The organism is Streptomyces kanasensis, assembly GCF_043077165.1.
Lineage (GTDB): Bacteria > Actinomycetota > Actinomycetes > Streptomycetales > Streptomycetaceae > Streptomyces > Streptomyces changanensis.
The window spans coordinates 187,630-208,288 of the sequence record NZ_JBIBSF010000006.1 but is presented as its reverse complement, the minus strand read 5'-3'; the positions used below and the strand labels follow the sequence as shown (position 1 = coordinate 208,288).

At 75.7% G+C, this 20,659-nt stretch carries 13 protein-coding genes and 1 pseudogene; 9 read left to right on the top strand and 5 right to left on the bottom strand.

Annotated elements, in window-relative coordinates; all coding sequences use genetic code 11:
• On the top strand, positions 1 to 2,712 hold the full coding sequence (gene polA, locus ACF053_RS17215) for a DNA polymerase I (RefSeq protein WP_391954664.1): 2,712 nt from the start codon (positions 1 to 3) through the stop codon (positions 2,710 to 2,712).
• A 139-nt stretch (positions 2,713 to 2,851) separates the two neighbouring features.
• Here the strand turns inward: polA and ACF053_RS17210 are convergent, their stop codons facing one another.
• The gene (locus tag ACF053_RS17210; RefSeq protein ID WP_391954663.1) at positions 2,852 to 3,667 is read right to left on the bottom strand and encodes a DUF4184 family protein; all 816 of its coding nucleotides are present in this window, start codon (positions 3,665 to 3,667) and stop codon (positions 2,852 to 2,854) included.
• 242 nt (positions 3,668 to 3,909) lie between these two features.
• On the opposite strand from ACF053_RS17210, the gene ACF053_RS17205 reads away from it, so the two are divergent.
• Complete coding sequence (locus ACF053_RS17205; RefSeq protein WP_391954662.1) at positions 3,910 to 5,658, top strand: lytic transglycosylase domain-containing protein; 1,749 nt, start codon at positions 3,910 to 3,912, stop codon at positions 5,656 to 5,658.
• A gap of 642 nt (positions 5,659 to 6,300) precedes the next feature.
• Here the strand turns inward: ACF053_RS17205 and hrpB are convergent.
• The gene (gene hrpB / locus ACF053_RS17200; protein WP_391954839.1) at positions 6,301 to 8,781 is read right to left on the bottom strand and encodes an ATP-dependent helicase HrpB; all 2,481 of its coding nucleotides are present in this window, start codon (positions 8,779 to 8,781) and stop codon (positions 6,301 to 6,303) included.
• Complete coding sequence (locus ACF053_RS17195) at positions 8,781 to 9,596, bottom strand: class I SAM-dependent methyltransferase (protein ID WP_391954838.1); 816 nt, start codon at positions 9,594 to 9,596, stop codon at positions 8,781 to 8,783. The genes hrpB and ACF053_RS17195 overlap by 1 nt, the downstream gene beginning before the upstream one ends.
• A gap of 414 nt (positions 9,597 to 10,010) precedes the next feature.
• On the opposite strand from ACF053_RS17195, the gene rpsA reads away from it, so the two are divergent.
• Positions 10,011 to 11,513 (top strand): 30S ribosomal protein S1, encoded by a 1,503-nt coding sequence (gene rpsA / locus ACF053_RS17190; RefSeq protein ID WP_058945234.1) that lies wholly within the window; start codon positions 10,011 to 10,013, stop codon positions 11,511 to 11,513.
• A 327-nt stretch (positions 11,514 to 11,840) separates the two neighbouring features.
• On the opposite strand, the pseudogene ACF053_RS17185 reads toward rpsA, so the two are convergent.
• Positions 11,841 to 12,834 (bottom strand): annotated as a pseudogene (locus ACF053_RS17185) (right-handed parallel beta-helix repeat-containing protein).
• Positions 12,835 to 13,046: 212 nt separating this feature from the next.
• On the opposite strand from ACF053_RS17185, the gene ACF053_RS17180 reads away from it, so the two are divergent.
• The 3 genes from ACF053_RS17180 to ACF053_RS17170 all read left to right on the top strand — a co-directional run bounded on the left by ACF053_RS17180 (position 13,047) and on the right by ACF053_RS17170 (position 15,154).
• A complete protein-coding gene (locus ACF053_RS17180) occupies positions 13,047 to 13,988 on the top strand; it encodes a PAC2 family protein (protein ID WP_391954661.1) in 942 nt (313 codons plus the stop codon).
• Between the two features lie 135 nt (positions 13,989 to 14,123).
• Complete coding sequence (gene coaE, locus ACF053_RS17175) at positions 14,124 to 14,735, top strand: dephospho-CoA kinase (protein WP_391954660.1); 612 nt, start codon at positions 14,124 to 14,126, stop codon at positions 14,733 to 14,735.
• A gap of 50 nt (positions 14,736 to 14,785) precedes the next feature.
• Positions 14,786 to 15,154 carry a tetratricopeptide repeat protein gene (locus ACF053_RS17170; protein ID WP_228977938.1) on the top strand — a complete coding sequence of 123 codons (369 nt, stop codon included), beginning with the start codon at positions 14,786 to 14,788 and terminating at the stop codon, positions 15,152 to 15,154.
• Between the two features lie 172 nt (positions 15,155 to 15,326).
• On the opposite strand, the gene ACF053_RS17165 is transcribed toward ACF053_RS17170, so the two are convergent.
• Positions 15,327 to 15,605: a DUF6343 family protein gene (locus tag ACF053_RS17165; protein ID WP_391954659.1), complete on the bottom strand. Its 279-nt coding sequence runs from the start codon at positions 15,603 to 15,605 to the stop codon at positions 15,327 to 15,329.
• A gap of 141 nt (positions 15,606 to 15,746) precedes the next feature.
• On the opposite strand from ACF053_RS17165, the gene ACF053_RS17160 reads away from it, so the two are divergent.
• The 3 genes from ACF053_RS17160 to ACF053_RS17150 are packed head-to-tail and all read left to right on the top strand — an operon-like array spanning position 15,747 to position 20,489.
• Positions 15,747 to 18,722: an SNF2-related protein gene (locus ACF053_RS17160; protein ID WP_391954658.1), complete on the top strand. Its 2,976-nt coding sequence runs from the start codon at positions 15,747 to 15,749 to the stop codon at positions 18,720 to 18,722.
• Positions 18,719 to 20,005 (top strand): SWIM zinc finger family protein, encoded by a 1,287-nt coding sequence (locus ACF053_RS17155; protein WP_391954657.1) that lies wholly within the window; start codon positions 18,719 to 18,721, stop codon positions 20,003 to 20,005. The genes ACF053_RS17160 and ACF053_RS17155 overlap by 4 nt, the downstream gene beginning before the upstream one ends.
• Positions 20,006 to 20,051: 46 nt before the next feature.
• Complete coding sequence (locus ACF053_RS17150; RefSeq protein WP_391954656.1) at positions 20,052 to 20,489, top strand: hypothetical protein; 438 nt, start codon at positions 20,052 to 20,054, stop codon at positions 20,487 to 20,489.
• Positions 20,490 to 20,659: the final 170 nt, after the last annotated feature.

The window sequence follows — 20,659 nt, the reverse complement described above, 5'->3', positions numbered from 1 at the left end:
GTGGCTGAGACAGCATCGAAGAAGACCGCACAAGACCGTCCGCGCCTGCTCCTCATGGACGGGCACTCCCTGGCGTACCGGGCGTTCTTCGCCCTGCCCGCGGAGAACTTCACCACGGCGAGCGGGCAGACGACCAACGCCGTGTACGGCTTCGCGTCGATGCTGGCGAACACGCTGCGCGACGAGGCGCCCACGCACTTCGCCGTGGCGTTCGACGTGTCCCGCAAGACGTGGCGCTCGAAGGACTTCCCGGAGTACAAGGCGAACCGCTCCTCCACCCCCGACGAGTTCAAGGGCCAGGTGGAGCTGATCGGCGAGCTGCTCGACACGATGAACGCCGACCGTTTCGCGGTGGAGGGCTACGAGGCGGACGACATCATCGCCACGCTGGCCACCCAGGCGGAGGCCGCCGGGTTCGAGGTCCTCGTCGTCACCGGCGACCGGGACTCCTTCCAGCTGGTCTCCGACCACGTCACGGTGCTGTACCCGACGAAGGGCGTCTCGGAGCTCACCCGCTTCACGCCGGAGAAGGTGCAGGAGAAGTACGGCCTGTCCCCGAGCCAGTACCCGGACTTCGCCGCCCTGCGCGGCGACCCCTCGGACAACCTCCCGGGCATCCCGGGCGTCGGCGAGAAGACGGCCACGAAGTGGATCACCCAGTTCGGGTCGTTCCAGGAGCTGGTCGAGCGCGCCGACGAGGTGAAGGGGAAGGTCGGGCAGGCGCTGCGCGACCACCTGGAGTCCGTCAAGCTCAACCGCCACCTCACCGAGCTCGTGCGTGACGTGGAGCTGCCGAAGACGGTCGCCGACCTGGAGCGCGCCCCCTACGACCGCACGGCGCTCAAGGGCTTCCTGGAGGTCCTGGAGATCCGCAACCCCAGCCTGCGCGAGCGGCTGCTCGCCGTGGACCCGGGCGCCGAGGAGGAGTCCGCCCCGGCCCCGGCCGCCGGCGTCGAGCTGGACGGCGCGGTCCTCGGCACGGGCGAGCTGGCGCCGTGGCTGGAGCGCCACGGCGACGGACCGCTCGGCATGGCCACGGTCGACACCTGGGCGCTCGGCGTCGGCAGCGTCGCGGAGGTCGCCCTCGCGGCCGCGGACGGCGCGGCGGCGTGGTTCGACCCGTCGGGGCTGGACGAGGCCGACGAGCGGGCGTTCGCCGCGTGGCTCGCCGACCCCGCCCGCCCGAAGGTCCTGCACAACGCCAAGGCGGCCATGCGCGTCCTGCCGGAGCACGGCTGGAGCGTGGCGGGCGTCTCGATGGACACGGCGCTCGCGGCGTACCTGGTGAAGCCGGGCCGCCGCTCCTTCGCCCTGGACGCGCTCTCCGTCGAGTACCTGGGCCGGGAGCTCGCCCCAGCGTCCGCCGCCGACGGCCAGCTGGCGTTCGGCGCGGACGAGACGGCGGAGGCCGACGCGCTGATGACGCAGGCCCGTGCCGTCCTCGACCTCGGTGACGCCTTCGGCACGCGCCTGGCCGAGGTGGGCGCGACCCGTCTGCTGCACGAGGTGGAGCTGCCCACCTCCGAGCTGCTCGCCCGGATGGAGCGGCACGGCATCGCCGCCGACCGGGCGCACCTGGAGGCGATGGAGCAGCAGTTCGCGGGCCAGGTCCAGCACGCCGTGAAGGAGGCGCACGCCTCGGTGGGCCACGAGTTCAACCTCGGCTCGCCCAAGCAGCTCCAGGAGGTCCTCTTCGGCGAGCTGAACCTGCCGAAGACGAAGAAGACGAAGACCGGCTACACCACGGACGCGGACGCCCTGGCGTGGCTCGCCGCGCAGACCGAGCACGAGCTGCCGGTGATCATGCTGCGCCACCGCGAGCAGGCCAAGCTCCGCGTGACGGTCGAGGGCCTGATCAAGACGGTCGCGGCGGACGGCCGGATCCACACCACGTTCAACCAGACCGTCGCCGCGACCGGACGGCTGTCGTCCACGGACCCGAACCTCCAGAACATCCCGGTCCGCACGGACGAGGGCCGCGCCATCCGCCGGGGCTTCGTCGTCGGCGAGGGCTTCGACGCCCTGATGACGGCCGACTACAGCCAGATCGAGCTGCGCGTCATGGCGCACCTCTCGGAGGACGAGGGCCTCATCGAGGCGTTCACCTCCGGCGAGGACCTGCACACCACGGTCGCCTCGCAGGTGTTCGGCGTGGACAAGTCCGCCGTCGACGCCGAGATGCGCCGCAAGATCAAGGCCATGTCGTACGGGCTGGCGTACGGCCTGTCGGCGTTCGGCCTCTCGCAGCAGCTGAACATCGAGGCCGCCGAGGCGCGCGGACTGATGGACACCTACTTCGAGCGCTTCGGCGGGGTGCGGGACTACCTGCGCCGGGTCGTCGACGAGGCCCGTGCGACGGGGTACACCGAGACGATGCTCGGCCGCCGCCGCTACCTGCCCGACCTGAACAGCGACAACCGCCAGCGCCGCGAGATGGCCGAGCGGATGGCGCTGAACGCCCCGATCCAGGGCACGGCCGCCGACATCGTGAAGGTCGCCATGCTCAACGTGGACCGCGCCCTGACGGAGGCCGGTCTGACCTCCCGGATGCTGCTCCAGGTGCACGACGAGATCGTGCTGGAGCTGGCGCCGGGGGAGCGGGAGCCGGTCGAGGAGATCGTGCGCCGGGAGATGGCGTCGGCGGTCGAGCTGCGGGCGCCGCTCGACGTCTCCGTGGGCGTCGGTCCCGACTGGGAGTCCGCCGCGCACTGACCCCGCCGCCCCGGGGCGCGGCCCGTGCGGCCGCGCCCCGGCGGGTGCCGGGTCCGGGGCCGGCCGCTCGACGGCGGTGCTCCCGGACAGACGGGCGCCGCGGTGGCGCGCGTCGGGGCGGACCGTGCGGCGGTACGTGTCAGGGCCGGAGCGTCCTGGTCCGCAGTCGCGCCCCGGCGCCGTAGAGGACCAGGCCGGCGGCCAGCCCCGCGCCCGCGCCGAAGCAGGCGGTGGGGACGATGTCGAGGGGCGTCTCGATCCGGCCCCAGTAGGCGTACCAGCGCAGGCACCGGTGGAGCAGCCCCACCGCCGCGCACCCGGCGAGCACCCCGACCGCCAGCCACCGGCCCCGCCGGGTCGGCGCCGGCCACGGCATCCCCGCACCGGCCTCCGGCGCGGGGGCGCGGCGCAGGGCGCCCCGGCAGAACCACACGAGCACGACCAGCGCCAGCGCCGAACCGCCGTACTGCGCGTACAGGTACAGCGGGAAGCCCGCCACGACCTCGCCGAGCACCGGCAGGACGCGCGTGCCCCACCGGTCGGGGTGCGTGAACAGGTCCCACACCACGTGGGTCGCCGCGCCGAGCACCGCCGAGACGTAGAACCACACCGCCAGCGCCGCCGGGTGCCGTCCGCGCCAGGGCCGGCCGCGCAGCACCGCGTACACCCGCCCCCGCCACCGCACGGGCAGCAGGGCGACGAGTGGCTCACGCACCATCAGCCACAGGGCCGTCAGCAGCGCCGCCGTCACGGCGTCGACGGTGAGGACGCCCAAGGTGCCGTGCGTCACCGCGCCGAAGGCCATGGCGCCGGGGAGGACACTGTCCGCGAAGTAGGTCATATCCGGTGCGAACGACCCCGTGACGAGGGCGGACGCGACCAGCGGCCCGCGCGCGGTGCCGGACCTCCGCATCCCGGGCAGTACCGCGGCGGCATGGCTCAGTGTGAACGGCATGAACGCGGGCCCCCGGTAGGTCATTTCAGGTTCGGCAACAGCGGTCAGTATCAATCATGAGGTGATCACTCCGGCACGTCGGTGTGGAGCAGTACGCAGACGACCGGTGACGGAAGCGTGAAAAGAGGTCAGCCCTCGGTGTGGCGGAGCGCCGAGTTGACGTAGGGTCGCCTGAGCCGCGCACCGGGGCGCGCGGCCGAGGTCTTCGGCGCCGACGGGCGCCATCGGGGAGGGACACACGCATGGCAGCGCACATCGGCCGTCGACTGCGCAAGGGCGCCACCACCACCGCGGTGGCCGCCGCGGCGGTGGCGGCCCTCTCGGCGTCGCAGGCACCGGGCGCCACCCCGATCGCGGGCGGCCAGACGGCCGGCGGTACCACACCGCCGACCCCCTCGGGCTCCACCGCCACCGGGGACTCGCCCTACTACACCGACCTGCCGCCGCTGAAGAGCCCGAACCCGCTGCCGCCGGGCAGCGCCGCCGACGGGCTGCTGGGCACCGGCCCCGCGGAGGCGGGCATACCGGCGACGGTCCTCGCCGCCTACAAGCAGGCCGAGCAGCACCTGAAGACCACGAGGCCGGGGTGCAACCTCCCCTGGCAGCTCCTCGCGGGCATCGGCAAGGTCGAGTCCGGCCAGGCCCGCGGCGGCCGCGTCGACGCCAACGGCACCACGCCGTCGCCGATCCTCGGCCCGGTCCTCAACGGCAACGGCTTCGCCAACATCACCGACACGGACAACGGCGCCTACGACGGCGACGCCCGGCACGACCGCGCGGTCGGTCCGATGCAGTTCATCCCCTCCACCTGGGCGTCGTGGGGGCAGGACGCCAACGGCGACGGCCGCAAGGACCCCAACAACATCTTCGACGCCGCGCAGGCCGCCGGCATGTACCTGTGCGCCAACAACCGCGACCTCGCGCTGAAGGCGGACCTCGACCGCGCCATCCTCAGCTACAACCAGTCCCGCGAGTACCTGCGCACGGTGCTGTCCTGGTTCGAGTTCTACAAGAGCGGCACGCACCAGGTCCCCGACGGCAGCGGTGTGCAGCCCGGCGACATCAGCGACCCCGTCACCTCGCCCGTCCAGCCCGGCACCGACCCGGTCCCGAGCACGCCGGTCACCACTCCGTCGCCCACCCCCACCCCGACCCCCACGCCCACCCCGACGCCGTCCACCCCGGGCGCCAAGCCGACCCCGTCCAAGCCCTCGCAGCCCCCGACGTCGAAGCCGACGCCCCCGAAGCCGCAGCCCACGCCGACCCCGACCCCGCCGCCCAAGCCGACGACCCCGCTCGACCGGCTGCACCGCCTCGTGGTCACCGGCGCCGGCACGCTGACCGCCCCCGCCGGCACCGAGTTCCCCGTGCGGCCCGTGGTCACGGCCCGCGACGCGTGGGGCAAGGCGCTCGGCGGCGTCCCCGTCCGGTTCGAGGTCATCGGCGACACCGACGCGAGCTTCCCCGGCGGCGGGACCGTCGCCACCGTCACCACCGGCGCCGACGGCACCGCCACCGCCCCCGTACTCGACGCCGGCGACCGGACCGGGCAGTTCACCGTCCGGGCCGCCGTCCCGCAGCGCCCGGCCGTCGGCCCCGCCGACTTCGCGGCGACGGTCACCTCCGGTCAGGCGGACGCCCTCGTCCGTACGGGCGACGCGGCCCTGTCGGCGGCCCCGGAGGGCGAGTTCGCCGAGCAGGTCACCGTGAAGGCCACCCGCAAGGGCGCTCCCGTGGCCGGTGCGGCGCTCACCGCCACCGTGCTGGTGAAGGCCGCGGACGGCAGTCTCCGGCCCGCCGAGGAGGGGCCCTTCTTCAAGGACGGCCGGGGTGAGCCCCTGCGCGCCCTCGCGGGCCTGAAGACCGACGCCGACGGCGTCCTGCAGCTGCCGAAGCTGTACGCCGACGGCCGGACCGGCACGTTCCTCCTGAGCCTCACGGCGCAGGGCGGCGCGACGCTCACGGTGGAACTGCACGTCACCGCCGCCTGACCGACCCCTCCGCGGCCCGCCGCCCCGCTCCCGCCTCCCGCGGGGGCGGGGCGGCGGGCCGCACCGCTTGTCGGCCCGGGCGCCGGCGGGTACGGGGAAGACCCCGCCCGCCCCGGGGGAAACCCACCCCACACCCTGCGGACTGACGCGGCGTCAGCGCCCCGCGGTGTCGCCGCACCGGCGCCGCCACCACCACCCCGCGCGCGAGCCGCCGCCGTACCCACCCCGTGGCCGTACCCACCCCATGGCTGTACCCACCCCGTGGCTGTACCCGCCCCACGCCCACCGTCCCCGGCGCCCTCCACGACCGGTCAGGCGCCCGCGACGGGAGGTGGGGCCGGGCGGGTTCGCCCCCGCAGGGGTCGGCGGAGAAGGGCGGGTGCCCCGGCCGGGACCCGAGCCCGCCGACCCCGAGGAGGTGAGCCCGCCCGGCCCCGCCGCACCCACCACCCAGGGACACCCAGCACCCCCCGCCGCCGACGCCCGCCGCCGCGCCCGCCCCACCCGCCGGGCCGGCGCCACCCCGCCCGCCGAGACCCGGCCGCCCGCCGAGACCCGGCCGCCCGCCGAGACCCGGCCGCCCGCCGAGACCCGGCCGCCCGCCAGGGCCCGGCTCCGCCCGCCGGGCCGCCCGGCGGAGTCTCAGCGCCGCGGGTTGGCGCGCCGCGTCGGTACGGCGGTGGCCGGGTCCTCCGGCCACGGGTGCCGCGGGTAGCGCCCGCGCAGCTCGGCACGCACGGCCCGGTAGCCCTCCCGCCAGAACGACTCCAGGTCGGCGGTGACGGCCGCCGGCCGCCCCGCCGGCGACAGCAGGTGCACCAGGACGGGCACCCCCGCGACCCGCGGCGTCCGCGCCAGCCCGAACATCTCCTGCAGCTTCACCGCCAGCACCGGCTGCGGACCCCCGTACTCCACGCGGATCCGCGAGCCGCTCGGCACCTCGATCCGCTCCGGCGCCAACGCGTCGAGGCGCGCCGCGTCGCCGCTCGCCCACGGCAGCAGCCGCTGCAGGCACTGCCCCGCGTCGATCCGCCCCAGGTCCCCCCGGCGCCGCGCCCGTGACAGCTCCGGCTCCAGCCACTCCTCCGCGCGGTCCAGCAGCGCGGCGTCCGACACGTCGGGCCACGGGGCGCCCACCACCCGGTGCACGAACGCCAGTCGCAGCCGCAGCTCCTGCGACTCCCGAGACCAGCGCAGCAGCCCGGGCCCCTCGCGCCGCAACCCCTCCAGGAGGGCGGCGCGCACCAGCGCCGGATCAGGGTCCCGCAGCGGCCGTACGGCCGTCTCGATCGCGCCCAGCCGCTCCACGGACCGCGCGACGACGTCACCGTCCTCCCACCGCACCTCCTCGCCCGCCGCGAGCAGGTGCCGGGCGGCCGACCGGGCGGTCTCCTCGTCCACCACCGCGGCGAGCCGCACCCGGGCGGACGCGGCGTGCGGCGACCGGTCCGCGACGGCGACCGCGAGCCACGGGGCCGCCCGCAAGCGCGACCCGTCCCCGAGCTCCGCGCCCGTCCCCGACGCCATCAGGAACGCCCCGGCGCCCTTGGCCCGGGCCACCCGCTCCGGGAACGCCAGCGACGTGACCGTCCCGACGACGGCGTCGTCCGGCAGGCCGTCCGGCGGCGTCCCCGCCCCGTCCAGCTGCCCCGCCAGCCGCCGCGCCTCCTGCCGCCACCGCGCCCCGTACGCGTCACCGCCCCGCCGCGCCGCGCGCCACGCGGCCGCCAGGTCGTCGCCGTACTCGCGCGGCGGCTCCTCGCTCAGCAGCGCCACCACCTCCGCGACGCGCCGCGCCCCCACGGCGGGCGCGCCGTCCAGCAGTGCGCGGGCGAGCCGCGGATGCAGGCCCAGACGGGCCATCCGTACGCCCCGCTCCGTCGCCCGGCCCGCCGCGTCCACCGCCCCGACCGCCGCCAGCACCGACCGCGCCGCGGCCAGCGCACCCGCGGGGGGCGGGTCCAGCAGCGCCAGGCCGGACGCGTCCGGATCGCCCCAGACGGCCGCCTGCAGCGCGAACGCCGCCAGGTCCGCCACCTGGATCTCGGGAGCCGGGAACCGCGGCAACCGCCCGTCCTCCGCCTCCGTCCAGCAGCGGTACACCGCGCCCGGCGCCTCGCGCCCCGCACGGCCCGCCCGCTGCCGGGAGGCCGCCCTCGACGCCCGCACCGTGGTCAGCGAGCCGAGGCCCCGCGCGTGGTCCGTCCGCGGCTCGCGGGCCAGCCCCGAGTCCACCACCACCCGCACGCCCGGCACGGTCAGGGACGACTCGGCCACCGACGTCGCCAGCACCACCCGGCGGCCCAGGCCGGGGGAGAGCACCGCCTCCTGGACCGCCGCCGGCGCCCGGCCGTGGACCTGGAGCACCTCGACGTCCGCGAGCCCCGCCAGGAGACCCGCCACCCGCGTGATCTCCCCGACACCGGGCAGGAAGCACAGCACGTCGCCGGAGCGCTCCGCCAGCGCCCGCCGCACCACCGACGCCACGTGCGCCAGGAGCGCCGGGTCCACGCGCATCCCGTGCGGCGGCCGCACGGACGACGCCGGCGGGGCCCACACGACCTCCACCGGATGGGCCGTCCCCTCGGCCTCCACCACCGGCGCGCCGCCCAGCAGCCGGGACCAGCCCTCCGCGTCGGTCGTCGCCGAGGCGGCCACCAGCCGCAGCTCGGGCCGCAGCGCGGCGCGCACGTCCAGCAGGAACGCGGCGGCCGTGTCGGCGTCCAGGTGCCGCTCGTGGCACTCGTCCAGGACCACCACGTCCACCCCGGCCAGCTCCTGGTCCCGCTGGAGCCGCTGGAGCAGCACGCCCGTCGTCACCACCTCGACGACCGTCCCGCGCGACACCACCCGCTCGCCGCGCACCGTGAAGCCCACCCGGCCGCCCACCGGCTCGCCCAGCAGCCACGCCATCCGCCGGGCCGCCGCCCGCGCCGCGATCCGCCGCGGCTCGGCGACGACGACCCGCGCGCCGCGCCCGGCGAGCGCGAGCGGCACCAGCGTGGTCTTCCCCGTGCCGGGCGGCGCGCACAGCACCGCGGCCCCGTGCCCGTCGAGCGCCCGCTCCAGGGCGGGCAGCGCGGTGCGCACGGGGAGGGCCGACGCCTCCTCCCGCAGTCGCATCACGCGCGCTCGCACACGAAGATCGCCGTCCCCGGGATGAGGTTGCCGCGCAGCGGGGACCAGCCGCCCCACTCCTGGCCGTTCCAGGCGGGCCACTCCGGCTCCACCAGGTCCACCAGCCGGAAGCCGCCCGCCACCACGTCCCGGACCCGGTCGCCGACGGTGCGGTGGTGCTCCACGTACACCGCCCGGCCCTCCTCGTCCTGCTCCACGTAGGGCGTGCGGTCGAAGTACGACGACGCCACGGTCAGCCCCTCGGGCCCCGGCTCGTCCGGGAACGCCCATCGCAGCGGGTGCGTCACGGAGAACACCCAGCGCCCGCCCGGCCGCAGCACCCGCCGCACCTCGCGGAACACCCGGACCGGGTCGGCGACGAACGGCACGGCCCCGTACGCCGAGCACGCCAGGTCGAAGGAACCGTCCCGGAACGGCAGCGCCCCGGCGTCGGCCTGCACCAGCGCCAGCCCGTCCGCCCCGATGCGCAGCGCGTGCTGGAGCTGCCGATGGGAGAGGTCCAGCGCGACCGGCCGCGCCCCCTGCGCCGCCAGCCACCGCGAGCACTGGGCCGCGCCGGCGCCGATCTCCAGGACGTCCAGTCCCCGGAGCGCCGCGGCCGGGCCCAGCAGCCCGGCGTCCGCCTCGTCCAGCCCCTCGGGGCCCCACACGAACCGGTCGTCGCCGAGGAAGCCGCCGTGCTCGCTCTGGTACTCGTCGGCGTTCCGGTCCCACCAGCCCCGGCTGGCCCTGCTGCTCTCCGCGTCGCCCGCGTCTCGCCGCGTCGCCTCGGGCTCGTCGTCTTGGAGGTCTTGGATCATCTCGTCCGTCGCTGTAGTTTTGCGGACATCACGCACGGGTCCCGAGAGGGTGCCCCGGCCGTGCCGCCCGGCCGCCGCGCCCGGTGTGTCGCGGCGCGCCGCGGCCAGGATGGCCTCGGGAAAGCTTAGTTGTGCCGGGTATGGAGGGATCCGCCCCGGGTGGGCGCCTTCGCGCATTGACCCCGCCCCCCGGCGGCCGTATGCTAAAGGTTGCGCTGCGGGCCTGCGCGCCTCAGACGGAGCAGGTCGCGCTCGCATCTGTTGTATGTCCCCTCGGTTGTCGAGGCGCCACCCGGTCGACCCAGTCGGCGGGAACGGGCGCTTCCTTGGCTGTCCGGCTTCTGCAGCTGCGATACGGGCTCACGGCGTAGCAGTACCTACGACTTTCTGTCCGTAACCGGAGCCCTTTCCCACATGACGAGCAGCACCGAGACCACCGCCACCACCCCGCAGGTTGCGGTCAACGACATCGGTAACGAGGAAGCCTTCCTCGCCGCGATCGACGAGACGATCAAGTACTTCAACGACGGCGACATCGTCGACGGCGTCATCGTGAAGGTCGACCGGGACGAGGTCCTGCTCGACATCGGTTACAAGACCGAAGGCGTGATCCCGAGCCGCGAGCTCTCGATCAAGCACGACGTCGACCCGAACGAGGTCGTCAAGGTCGGCGACGAGATCGAGGCCCTGGTTCTCCAGAAGGAGGACAAGGAAGGCCGCCTGATCCTGTCCAAGAAGCGCGCTCAGTACGAGCGTGCCTGGGGCACGATCGAGAAGATCAAGGAAGAGGACGGCATCGTCACCGGTACCGTCATCGAGGTCGTCAAGGGTGGTCTCATCCTCGACATCGGCCTCCGTGGCTTCCTGCCGGCCTCCCTCGTCGAGATGCGCCGTGTCCGCGACCTCCAGCCCTACGTGGGCAAGGAGCTCGAGGCGAAGATCATCGAGCTGGACAAGAACCGCAACAACGTGGTCCTGTCCCGCCGCGCCTGGCTCGAGCAGACCCAGTCCGAGGTTCGCCAGACGTTCCTCACCACCCTGCAGAAGGGTCAGGTCCGCTCCGGCGTCGTCTCCTCGATCGTCAACTTCGGTGCCTTCGTGGACCTGGGTGGCGTCGACGGTCTCGTGCACGTCTCCGAGCTGTCCTGGAAGCACATCGACCACCCCTCCGAGGTCGTCGAGGTCGGTCAGGAAGTCACCGTCGAGGTCCTCGACGTCGACATGGACCGCGAGCGTGTCTCCCTGTCGCTGAAGGCGACGCAGGAGGACCCGTGGCAGCAGTTCGCCCGGACCCACCAGATCGGCCAGGTCGTCCCGGGTAAGGTCACGAAGCTGGTTCCGTTCGGTGCGTTCGTCCGCGTGGACGAGGGCATCGAGGGTCTGGTCCACATCTCCGAGCTGGCCGAGCGCCACGTGGAGATCCCGGAGCAGGTCGTCCAGGTCAACGACGAGATCTTCGTCAAGGTCATCGACATCGACCTCGAGCGCCGCCGCATCAGCCTCTCGCTGAAGCAGGCCAACGAGTCCTTCGGTTCGGACCCGGCGTCGGTCGAGTTCGACCCGACGCTGTACGGCATGGCCGCGTCGTACGACGACCAGGGGAACTACATCTACCCCGAGGGCTTCGACCCCGAGACCAACGACTGGCTCGAGGGCTACGAGACCCAGCGCGAGGCGTGGGAGACCCAGTACGCCGAGGCGCAGCAGCGCTTCGAGCAGCACCAGGCCCAGGTCATCAAGTCCCGCGAGGCCGACGAGGCCGCCGCTGCCGAGGGTGGCCCCGCCGCTCCGGCCGGTGCCCCGGCGGGCGTCTCCGGCGGTTCGTACTCCTCGGAGTCGGACGACAACTCCGGCGCCCTGGCGTCGGACGAGGCGCTGGCCGCGCTCCGCGAGAAGCTGGCCGGCGGCCAGAGCTGAACGGCTCGGCACCGACCCGCTAGCTCCTAGCAGGTGACATCGAGGCCCGTCCCGGAAGGGACGGGCCTCGATGCGTCCGTGCCGGGGGCCGCGCCCGCGTCTCCGCCGGGGCGCCCGGGTGCGCCCGGGGCCTGCCCGAGGTGCCCGGGACTGCGCCCGGGTCTCCGTCCGGGCGCTGTGCCTGCCGACGGCTCCCCACGGGTTGCGGTCGGGGCCTCCGTCCGGGTCTGCGGGCCGGGTCTGCGTCCGGGCCTCCGTCCGGGTCCGCGGACCGGGTCTGCGTCCGGGTCTGCGGGCCGGGTCAGTGGTCCTGGCCGGCGGTCCGGGTCAGTCGGCGACCGGGAGGCCCGGTGTGACCGGACCGCGCCCGCCGGTGCGGGTGCTGTCCGCGTACACCGTCGTCGGCACGACCGGGAGTGGTGCGGGGCGTGGACGGCGTGGCGGTTCGGGCCGGCTGCGCCGGTCCGGTCCGCGTGGTTGTCGCGGAAGACCGTGCCGCACCCTCAGCCGGGTCGCCGGCTGTGCACTTCGAAGCCGTGGTCCAGGGTGGACCGGCCGGTGTTTCCGGAGACGGGACGCCGTTGTCCCTCACGTCCACCCATGCATCGTCGTGGTGGACGCCCGTCATCCTGCGGCCGTCGAAGACCTTCCCGACGATCCGCGCGCCGGTGGTGCCGTCCTTGATGTCGACGCCCTCGCCGCCGTCACCCGGGCGGATGGTGTTGCCCTCGACGCGGATGTCGTCGCTCCGGGCCGACAGGTCGTTCGCCGTCCCCACGTACACGCCCTCGCCCATGTCCCGGCCGTCGCGGTCCGTGTCGTGGATGCGGGGGTTCCGGATGACGCCGTCGGTGCTGAGGAGCGGAAGTGGACGCCTTCCGTCGCCAGGCCGTGGACGGTGACGGAGTCGATGACGACCCCCTTCGCCCGGTCCGTCATGATTTCCTTCCGCCCACCGGTGACCGTCACGCCGTACACGGTCCAGTGCGAGGCGCCGTCGAGGTGGAGGCCGTAGCCGCCCGTCGCCGTGAGGACGGCCCGGAGGAGCCGGTGAGGACGATCCGGGCCGAAGGCGTGCCGGGGACGGCCGCCTTGAAGGTTCCCCGGTACGTGCCGTCGGCGAGCCGGATCGTGTCACCGGGGCGCGCGGCGGCGAGCGCCGCCCTGAGCTGCGCGGCGGTGGAGACGGCCACCGCGGCCGTCGCGCCGGCACCGGACGGGAGCCGCGGCGGGCGAGCGAGGGGGACGCGGCGGCGGTGGGGGTCGCCGTCAGGGCGAGGACGGTCGCGAGCGGGCAGGGCAGCAGCGGTGAGGGGCGCATGGTGGGAGGCCTTCCCGTCTCTTTCTCGTACGTGTACGCCGGGCGGGATGTTGAAACGCGCGCTGTCCCGAGGCCGTACGGACGGGCGATGGGCATGACGAGGTCTGGACCAGGCGGCCCACGGGTGGTTCGTGCCCGGGACATGGGCGCGACGGGGAATGTCAGTGGTCCGTGCGACGTTCTCCGGTAGGACACGAGGAGGAGCGGTAATCGTGCTTGATCCGCAGGATTTGTACGCATGGGAGCCGAAGGGCCTGGCGGTCGCCGACATGGCGCTCGCCCAGGAGTCGGCCGGCCTGATCATGCTCTATCACTTCGACGGATACATCGACGCGGGCGAGACCGGCGAGCAGATCGTCGAGAGCCTGCTGGAGACCCTGCCCCACCAGGTGGTGGCCCGCTTCGACCACGACCGGCTGGTCGACTACCGGGCGCGCCGCCCGCTGCTGACGTTCCGCCGCGACCGCTGGACCGGGTACGAGACGCCCGCCATCGAGGTCCGCATCGTCCAGGACGCCACGGGCGCGCCCTTCCTGCTCCTGTCCGGGCCGGAGCCCGACGTCGAGTGGGAGCGCTTCGCCGTCGCGGTCCGGCAGGTCGTGGAGCGCCTCGGCGTGCGCCTCTCCGTCAACTTCCACGGCATCCCCATGGGCGTGCCGCACACCCGGCCCGTCGGTCTCACCCCGCACGGCAACCGCGCCGACCTCGTACCGGGCCACCGCAGCCCCTTCGACGAGGCGCAGGTGCCGGGCAGCGCCGCCGCGCTCATCGAGTACCGCCTGTCCGAGGCGGGGCACGACGTCCTCGGCATCGCCGCGCACGTCCCGCACTACCTGGCCCGCTCGGCCTACCCGGACGCAGCGCTCACGGCCGTCGAGGCCGTCACCGCCGCCACGGGCCTGGTGCTGCCGACCGTCGCGCACGGCCTGCGCACCGCGGCGCAGCGCACCCAGACGGAGATCGAGCGGCAGATCGGCGAGGGCGACGAGGAACTGGTCGCCCTGGTGAAGGGGCTGGAGCACCAGTACGACGCGCTCGCCGGTGTGGAGACCCGCGGCAGCCTCGTCGCGGAGCCGGTGGACCTCCCGTCCGCCGACGAGATCGGCCGCGAGTTCGAACGCTTCCTGGCGGAGCGCGAGGGCGACAACCCGTGACCCCGCCGCTCGGCCGCCGCACCCCGTACCACGGGGGAGCGGCGCGTCCGGCGGGTGCCGGGGCGGGGGTGTCCCGGCCAGGGCCGGGTGGGGGCGGCGGGCGCCGGTCCGCGCGCGGCGCCTAAGCTTCCGCCCATGCTGACCGTAGGTCTCACCGGTGGAATCGGCGCCGGCAAAAGCGAGGTCTCGCGCCTCCTCGTCTCGTACGGCGCCGTCCTCGTCGACGCCGACCGGATCGCCCGCGAGGTCGTGGAGCCCGGCACGCCCGGCCTCGCCGCCGTCGTCGAGGCGTTCGGATCCGGGATCCTCACGCCCGAGGGCACGCTGGACCGCCCCCGGCTCGGCTCCATCGTCTTCGGCGACGCCGAGCGCCTGGCCGTGCTGAACGGCATCGTCCACCCGCTCGTCGGCGCCCGCTCGGCCGAGCTCCAGGCGGCCGCCGCACCCGACGCCGTGGTCGTCCACGACGTCCCCCTGCTGACCGAGAACGGCCTCGCCCCCCTCTACGACGTCGTCGTGGTCGTCGACGCGTCACCCGCCACCCAGCTCGACCGGCTCGTACGGCTGCGGGGCATGTCCCCGGACGAGGCCCGCGCCCGCATGGCCGCCCAGGCCACCCGCGAGCAGCGGCGCGCCGTCGCCGACTACGTCATCGACAACGACGGCCCCTTCGAAGCCCTCGAACCGCGGGTGCGCGAGCTGTGGGAGGAGCTCACCGCGCGCTCCGCGGACACGGCCCCGGAATAGGCCCCCCACCGGGGATGTTGAACGGTCGGAGCGAGGGGAAGGAATCCACCGTGCCCGACAGCAACCCGGAGACCCACGTCATCGACTACCGGGCGGCCGAGCAGCTGCTCGCCGCACGGGACCCGCGCGGCGCCGTCAAGCTGCTCGACTCGGTGATCGCGGCCCACCCCGAGAACACCGCCGCCCGCCTCCTGCGGGCGCGCGCCTTCTTCGCGGCCGCCCAGCTGCGCCCCGCCGAGCTGGAGTTCGAGCTGGTCCTGGAGCGCGAGCCGGACAACGCCTTCGCCCACTTCGGGCTGGCCCGCACCCTCCAGCGCGCCGGCCGCCCGCAGCACGCCCGGCGCCACTTCCGGCTCGCCGCCGCCCTCGACCCCAAGCCGGAGTACGTCGAGGCGGCCCGCTTCGACGCCGCCGACTGACGCGGCCGACCTGCTGACCGAACGCCCCCGCACGGTGGCCGCGTGGCGGCCGTGCCCCGCCCGCACGGCGGCCCGTACGGCAGACGCCCGCGCGGCGGCCGCGCGCCGCGCCCCGCCGTCCGCCGCGCACCGGGCCGCGCGCCGTCCGCCGTCGCCCGCGCCCGGAGCCCGGTCAGGTATGCGGCGGGCGGTGCTCCGGCCGGTACGGCTCGTACGGGGGGACGCTCGGGCCCGGCTGGTAGCGCGCGCCCTGCCGCAGGTGGCGCACGACCAGCACCAGGTCGGTCACGACCACGAGCGCCAGGACCCCGCAGGCGACCGCCCACCCCGTCCGCCCCAGCACCGCGAACGCCACCGTGCCGCCCAGCGCCCACAGCAGGCCCCACACCCCGAGCCACAGCCGCAGCCGCAGGGGGCTGCGCGCGGTGACGGGTTCGTTTCCACTGCGCATGGTCATCACCCTCCGGTCCGGCGGGTACCCGTCCGGGGGCTTCCGACCCACCGCCGGCCCCGTTGTCAGACCCCCGCCGTAAGGTCGGTGAGCAGGGAACACGACCGTGGCCCCGGCGACCGGCAGCGGAGGTGAGGGAGCATGCGGGACACGACCGCATCGCCGCCCGCGCACGCGGTGCGCGGCCTCGCCGCCGTGTTCCTCCCCGCGGCCCTGCCCCGGGAGGGGCGCGTCGCCTTCTGGGCCCCCGACGGCCGCCCCCTCCCCGAGGACGTCGCCGGCGGCCCGGCACCGGCCCCGCCCGGCCGCCCGGCACCGGCGCTGCCCGGCCGCCCCGCCCCCGTACCGGTGCCCGCGCCCGCCCGCGTGCCGGGTCCCGTACCCGCACCGGCCGCGCAGGCCGGCACGCTGACGGTCGTACGACCCCGGGGCGACGGCGTCCGCAGCCACGACGTGCCGGCCCTGCTGCTCCCCGTCGCGGACGCGCTGCCCCTGCTCGCCGCCGCCCGCCACGACCCGCACGCCCACCCGGCGACGGCCTGTTGGGGCGCCGCCGCCCTCCACGGCCTGCACCTCGTCGCGCGGGGCCGCCTGCTGCCCGGCCTCACCGCCGACGACCTCGACGCCTGGCGGGCCGGGCCGCTGGACGCCGACGACATCGCCCATCTGCGCGCCGTCGCCGCCGCCCTGCCGTACGAGGGACACGCCGTCCCCCTTCCCGGCCGCCGCCCGCTCCACCTGCCCGAGCCCGAGACGCTCGTCCGGGCCTTCCTCGACGCCGTCGCCGACACCCTCCCGCGCACGCCCGCCGCCGCGCACGCCGCGGGCGCGCCGTTCGCCGCCCGGGAGCCGCAGCGGCTGCCCGGGGCGCGCGCCTGGGCCGCCGAGGCCGCCGCCGGCATGGACGCGGGCGTCCGCGTCTCGCTGCGCCTGGACCTCTCCTCGTACGACCTCTTCGACAGCACGCCGGACGACGGGGACGGCGGTGGGTTCGGCGGCGACGGCGCGGGCGCCGAGCGGCGGGCCGCCGCGGCCGTCGTCCAGGTGCACAGCCTCGCCGACCCGGCCCTCGTGGTCGACGCGGCGTCCCTCTGGTCCCCGGGCGGGGACGAGCACCTCGGCCCGCGGGCCCGCGTCGACGCCGTCCTGGCGCTGCGCCGCGCCGCCCGGGTCTGGCCGCCGCTCGCCCGCCTCCTGGAGCGCCCGGTCCCCGACGTCCTCGCGCTGTCCGAGGAGGAGCTCCACGAGTTGCTCGGCCCCGCCGCGCCCCGCCTCGACGCCGCCGGCGTCACCGTCCACTGGCCGCGCGAGCTCGCCCGCTCCCTCACCGCCAACGCCGTCGTCCGCCCCGCGCCCGGGTCCGCCACGGACGGCACGGCCTTCTTCGACAGCGCCGAACTGCTCCGCTTCGACTGGCAGCTCGCCCTCGACGGGGACCCCCTGACCGAGCGCGAGATGGACGCCCTCGCCGAGGCGCACCGGCCCGTCGTACGGCTGCGCGACCGCTGGGTCGTCGTCGACCCCGCCCTCGTCCGCAAGGCCCGCAAGCGGCAGCTCGGCCTGCTGGAGCCGGTCGACGCCCTCGCCGCGGCGCTCACCGGCACCGCCGAGGTCGACGGCGAGACGGTACCGGCGGTGCCCGTCGGGGCCCTCGCCGACCTGCGCGACCGCCTCGTCGCCGGACCGGCCCCGGGCCCGCCGCCGGACGGGCTCGACGCGACCCTGCGCGACTACCAGCTGCGCGGCCTCGCCTGGCTGGACCTGATGACCTCGCTCGGCCTCGGCGGCTGCCTCGCCGACGACATGGGCCTCGGCAAGACGATCACGCTCATCGCCCTGCACCTGCGCCGCGCCCGCCGTGAACCGACCCTGGTCGTCTGCCCCGCCTCCCTGCTCGGCAACTGGCAGCGCGAGGTCCACCGCTTCGCCCCCGGCGTGCCCGTGCGCCGCTTCCACGGCGCCGGCCGCACCCTGGAGGGCGCCGAGGGCGGTTTCGTCCTCACCACGTACGGCACGATGCGCACCAGCGCCGGCCGGCTCGCCGCCCACCCGTGGGGCATGGTCGTCGCCGACGAGGCGCAGCACGTGAAGAACCCCTTCTCCGCCACCGCGAAGGCGCTGCGCACCATTCCCGCGCCCGCCCGGGTCGCGCTCACCGGTACCCCCGTCGAGAACAACCTCTCCGAGCTGTGGGCCCTGCTCGACTGGACGACCCCCGGGCTCCTCGGCCCCCTCAAGGCGTTCCGCGCCCGGCACGCGCGGGCCGTGGAGAACAACGAGGAGATCGAGAACGAGGAGGCGGTCGAGCGGCTCGCCCGGCTCGTGCGCCCCTTCCTGCTGCGCCGCCGCAAGTCCGACCCCGGCATCGTGCCGGAGCTGCCGCCGAAGACCGAGACGGACCACCCCGTCCCCCTCACCCGCGAACAGGCCTCGCTCTACGAGGCGGTCGTCCGCGAGACCATGGACGCGGTCGCCGGCGCCGAGGGCATGGCCCGACGCGGCCTGATCATGAAGCTGCTCACCTCCCTCAAACAGATCTGCAACCACCCGGCGCAGTACCTGAAGGAGGAGCCGTCGCGCCTCGCCGGCCGCTCCGGGAAGCTCGCCCTCCTCGACGAGCTCCTGGACACCGTCCTGTCCGAGGACGGCGCGGTCCTCGTCTTCACCCAGTACGTCGCCATGGCCCGCCTCCTGACGGCCCACCTGACCGCCCGCGGCGTCCCGTCCCAGCTGCTGCACGGGGGCACCCCGGTCGCCGAGCGCGAGCGGATGGTCGACCGGTTCCAGTCCGGCGACGTCCCGGTCTTCGTCCTCTCGCTGAAGGCCGCGGGCACCGGCCTCAACCTCACCCGCGCCGGTCACGTCGTCCACTACGACCGCTGGTGGAACCCGGCCGTCGAGGAGCAGGCCACCGACCGCGCCTACCGCATCGGCCAGACCCAGCCCGTCCAGGTCCACCGGCTGATCGCCGAGGGGACCGTGGAGGACCGGATCGCGGAGCTGCTCGCCGGCAAGCGCGCCCTCGCCGACGCGGTCCTCGGCTCCGGCGAGGCCGCCCTCACCGAGCTGACCGACCGGGAACTGGCCGACCTCGTCTCCCTGAGGAGGCCGTCATGACCCCCGACGCGGACCCGCGCCGCGGCCGTGCCGGAGCCCGCCGCCCGTTGCCCCTCCACGACGACCGGCGCCGCACCTTCCCGCAGCTGCCGTCCGTCGGCGGCGGCGAGGACGGCGCGTTCGCCGCCACCTGGTGGGGCAACGCCTGGGTGGCCGCCCTGGAGGCGACCGCGCTCGACCCCGCCCGGCTCGCCCGCGGCCGCGCCTACGCCGGTCGCGGCCTCGTCGACGCGATCACGGTCACTCCCGGCCGCGTCACCGCGTACGTGCACGGCAGCCGCGCCCGCCCCTACCGCACGCAGATCCGCCTGGGCGTCCTCGGGGACGGCGACTGGGAGGCGTTCCTGGACGCCGCCGCGGCCCGCCCCGACCACATGGCCGCGCTCCTCGACAAGGACGTCCCGCACGCGCTCGCCGACCGCACCGACCTCCTGCCGCACGCCGGCGACCTGATCCCCGACTGCTCCTGCCCCGACGACGGCTACCCCTGCAAGCACGCAGCCGCCCTCTGCTACCAGGCCGCCCGCCTCCTCGACGAGGACCCCTTCACGCTCTTCCTCATGCGTGGCCGCGGTGAGCAGGAGATCCTCGCCGCGCTCGGACACCGCAGCGCCGCCCGCTCGGCCGCCGAGTCCGCCGCGGCGCCCCCGCCGCCCGTACCGGCCGTCCCGGCGCGCACCGCGGTGCGCGCCGTGCCGCCGGCGCCACCGCCACCGCTGCCGCCCCCGGCCCGCCCCGGCCGCCCGCCCGCCTATCCGGAGGCCCCCGGCGCGCCCGACCCGCTCGCCCTGGAGCTCCTCGCCACCGAGGCGGCCGCCCGCGCCCACGCGCACCTGACCACCGGTCGCGACCCCGTCGCCGACCTCACCCCCTGGCAGGACGCCGTCCGGCTGGCCGCCGCCCACCCCGGGTCCGGCCTCACCGCCTCCACCCGCGCCCTGTACCGCGACCTCGCCGCCGCCCTCGACCGCACCCCGGCCGACCTGGCGCGGGCCGTCGCCGCGTGGCGGCAGGGCGGCCCGGCCGGGCTGGTCGTGCTGGAGGAGCCGTGGGACCCGCCCGCCGGCCCCTTCGACCGGGCCCGGCCCGCGCTGATCGCCGCCGACTTCCCGCACTTCCGCCCCTGGCGCAACCGCCTCTCCACCCCCGGGCTCCAGCTCCGCTACGGCCGCGACGGCCTCTGGTACGGCTACGAGTCCGACGCGGGCCGGGAGGACTGGTGGCCGCGGGGCACACCGGACTCCGACCCGGTCGGCGCTCTCGCCCAGCTCCTCGGCACGTGACCGGTAGGCTGCGTCGACTACTGGCGATCGACCGCAGGGGGCCGTGGTGGAAGCGGAGTTGGTGGCACTGGCGGCAGCGGGGGCGAGCGCCCTCGTCCAGCAGATGGTCGGAGAGGCGTGGGAGCAGACCAGGGGCCGGGTGGCCGCGTTCCTCGCCCGTGGTTCCGGCCGCGACGCGGCGGCGATCGACGGTGAGTTGGAGGAGGCGCGCGCCGACCTCGTCGACGCCGAGGCCTCCGGTGACCCGGACGCGCGCGCCGAGGCGCTCGCCGAGTGGCGCGGCCGCATGCGCCGGGCCCTGCGCAACGACCCGCGGGCGGTGCGGGAACTACGCCTGCTCCTGGCCGAGTTGGGTGCCCCCGAGCCCGCCGCCAGGCAGGTCGTCGAGACGCACAACCACATCAGCGGGGGCACGTACTACAGCACGGTGATCCAGGCGGGCACCGTCGACAGGGGCGACCGCGGCGGCACGCCGACCGGATGACCCGTACCCGGGCCGGGATTCCGGCCCGGGCGGCCCGAGGGCACCGACCCGACCGGACCAGCCGCCGGGCCGCTCGACCGGGCCCGCCGTCGGATGACCCCACCGGGCCCGCCCCGTCGGGTGCCCCCACCGTGCCCACGCGGCCGGGCGCCATCTGACCGGGCCGGCCC

Coding starts and splice junctions, on each gene's coding strand:
- ACF053_RS17210 (WP_391954663.1), bottom strand. CDS start 3,667: ATGCCGTTCACACTGAGCCATGCCGCCGCGGTACTGCCCGGGATGCGG.
- ACF053_RS17205 (WP_391954662.1), top strand. CDS start 3,910: ATGGCAGCGCACATCGGCCGTCGACTGCGCAAGGGCGCCACCACCACC.
- hrpB (WP_391954839.1), bottom strand. CDS start 8,781: ATGCGACTGCGGGAGGAGGCGTCGGCCCTCCCCGTGCGCACCGCGCTG.
- ACF053_RS17195 (WP_391954838.1), bottom strand. CDS start 9,596: ATGATCCAAGACCTCCAAGACGACGAGCCCGAGGCGACGCGGCGAGAC.
- rpsA (WP_058945234.1), top strand. CDS start 10,011: ATGACGAGCAGCACCGAGACCACCGCCACCACCCCGCAGGTTGCGGTC.
- coaE (WP_391954660.1), top strand. CDS start 14,124: ATGCTGACCGTAGGTCTCACCGGTGGAATCGGCGCCGGCAAAAGCGAG.
- ACF053_RS17165 (WP_391954659.1), bottom strand. CDS start 15,605: ATGCGCAGTGGAAACGAACCCGTCACCGCGCGCAGCCCCCTGCGGCTG.
- ACF053_RS17160 (WP_391954658.1), top strand. CDS start 15,747: ATGCGGGACACGACCGCATCGCCGCCCGCGCACGCGGTGCGCGGCCTC.
- ACF053_RS17155 (WP_391954657.1), top strand. CDS start 18,719: ATGACCCCCGACGCGGACCCGCGCCGCGGCCGTGCCGGAGCCCGCCGC.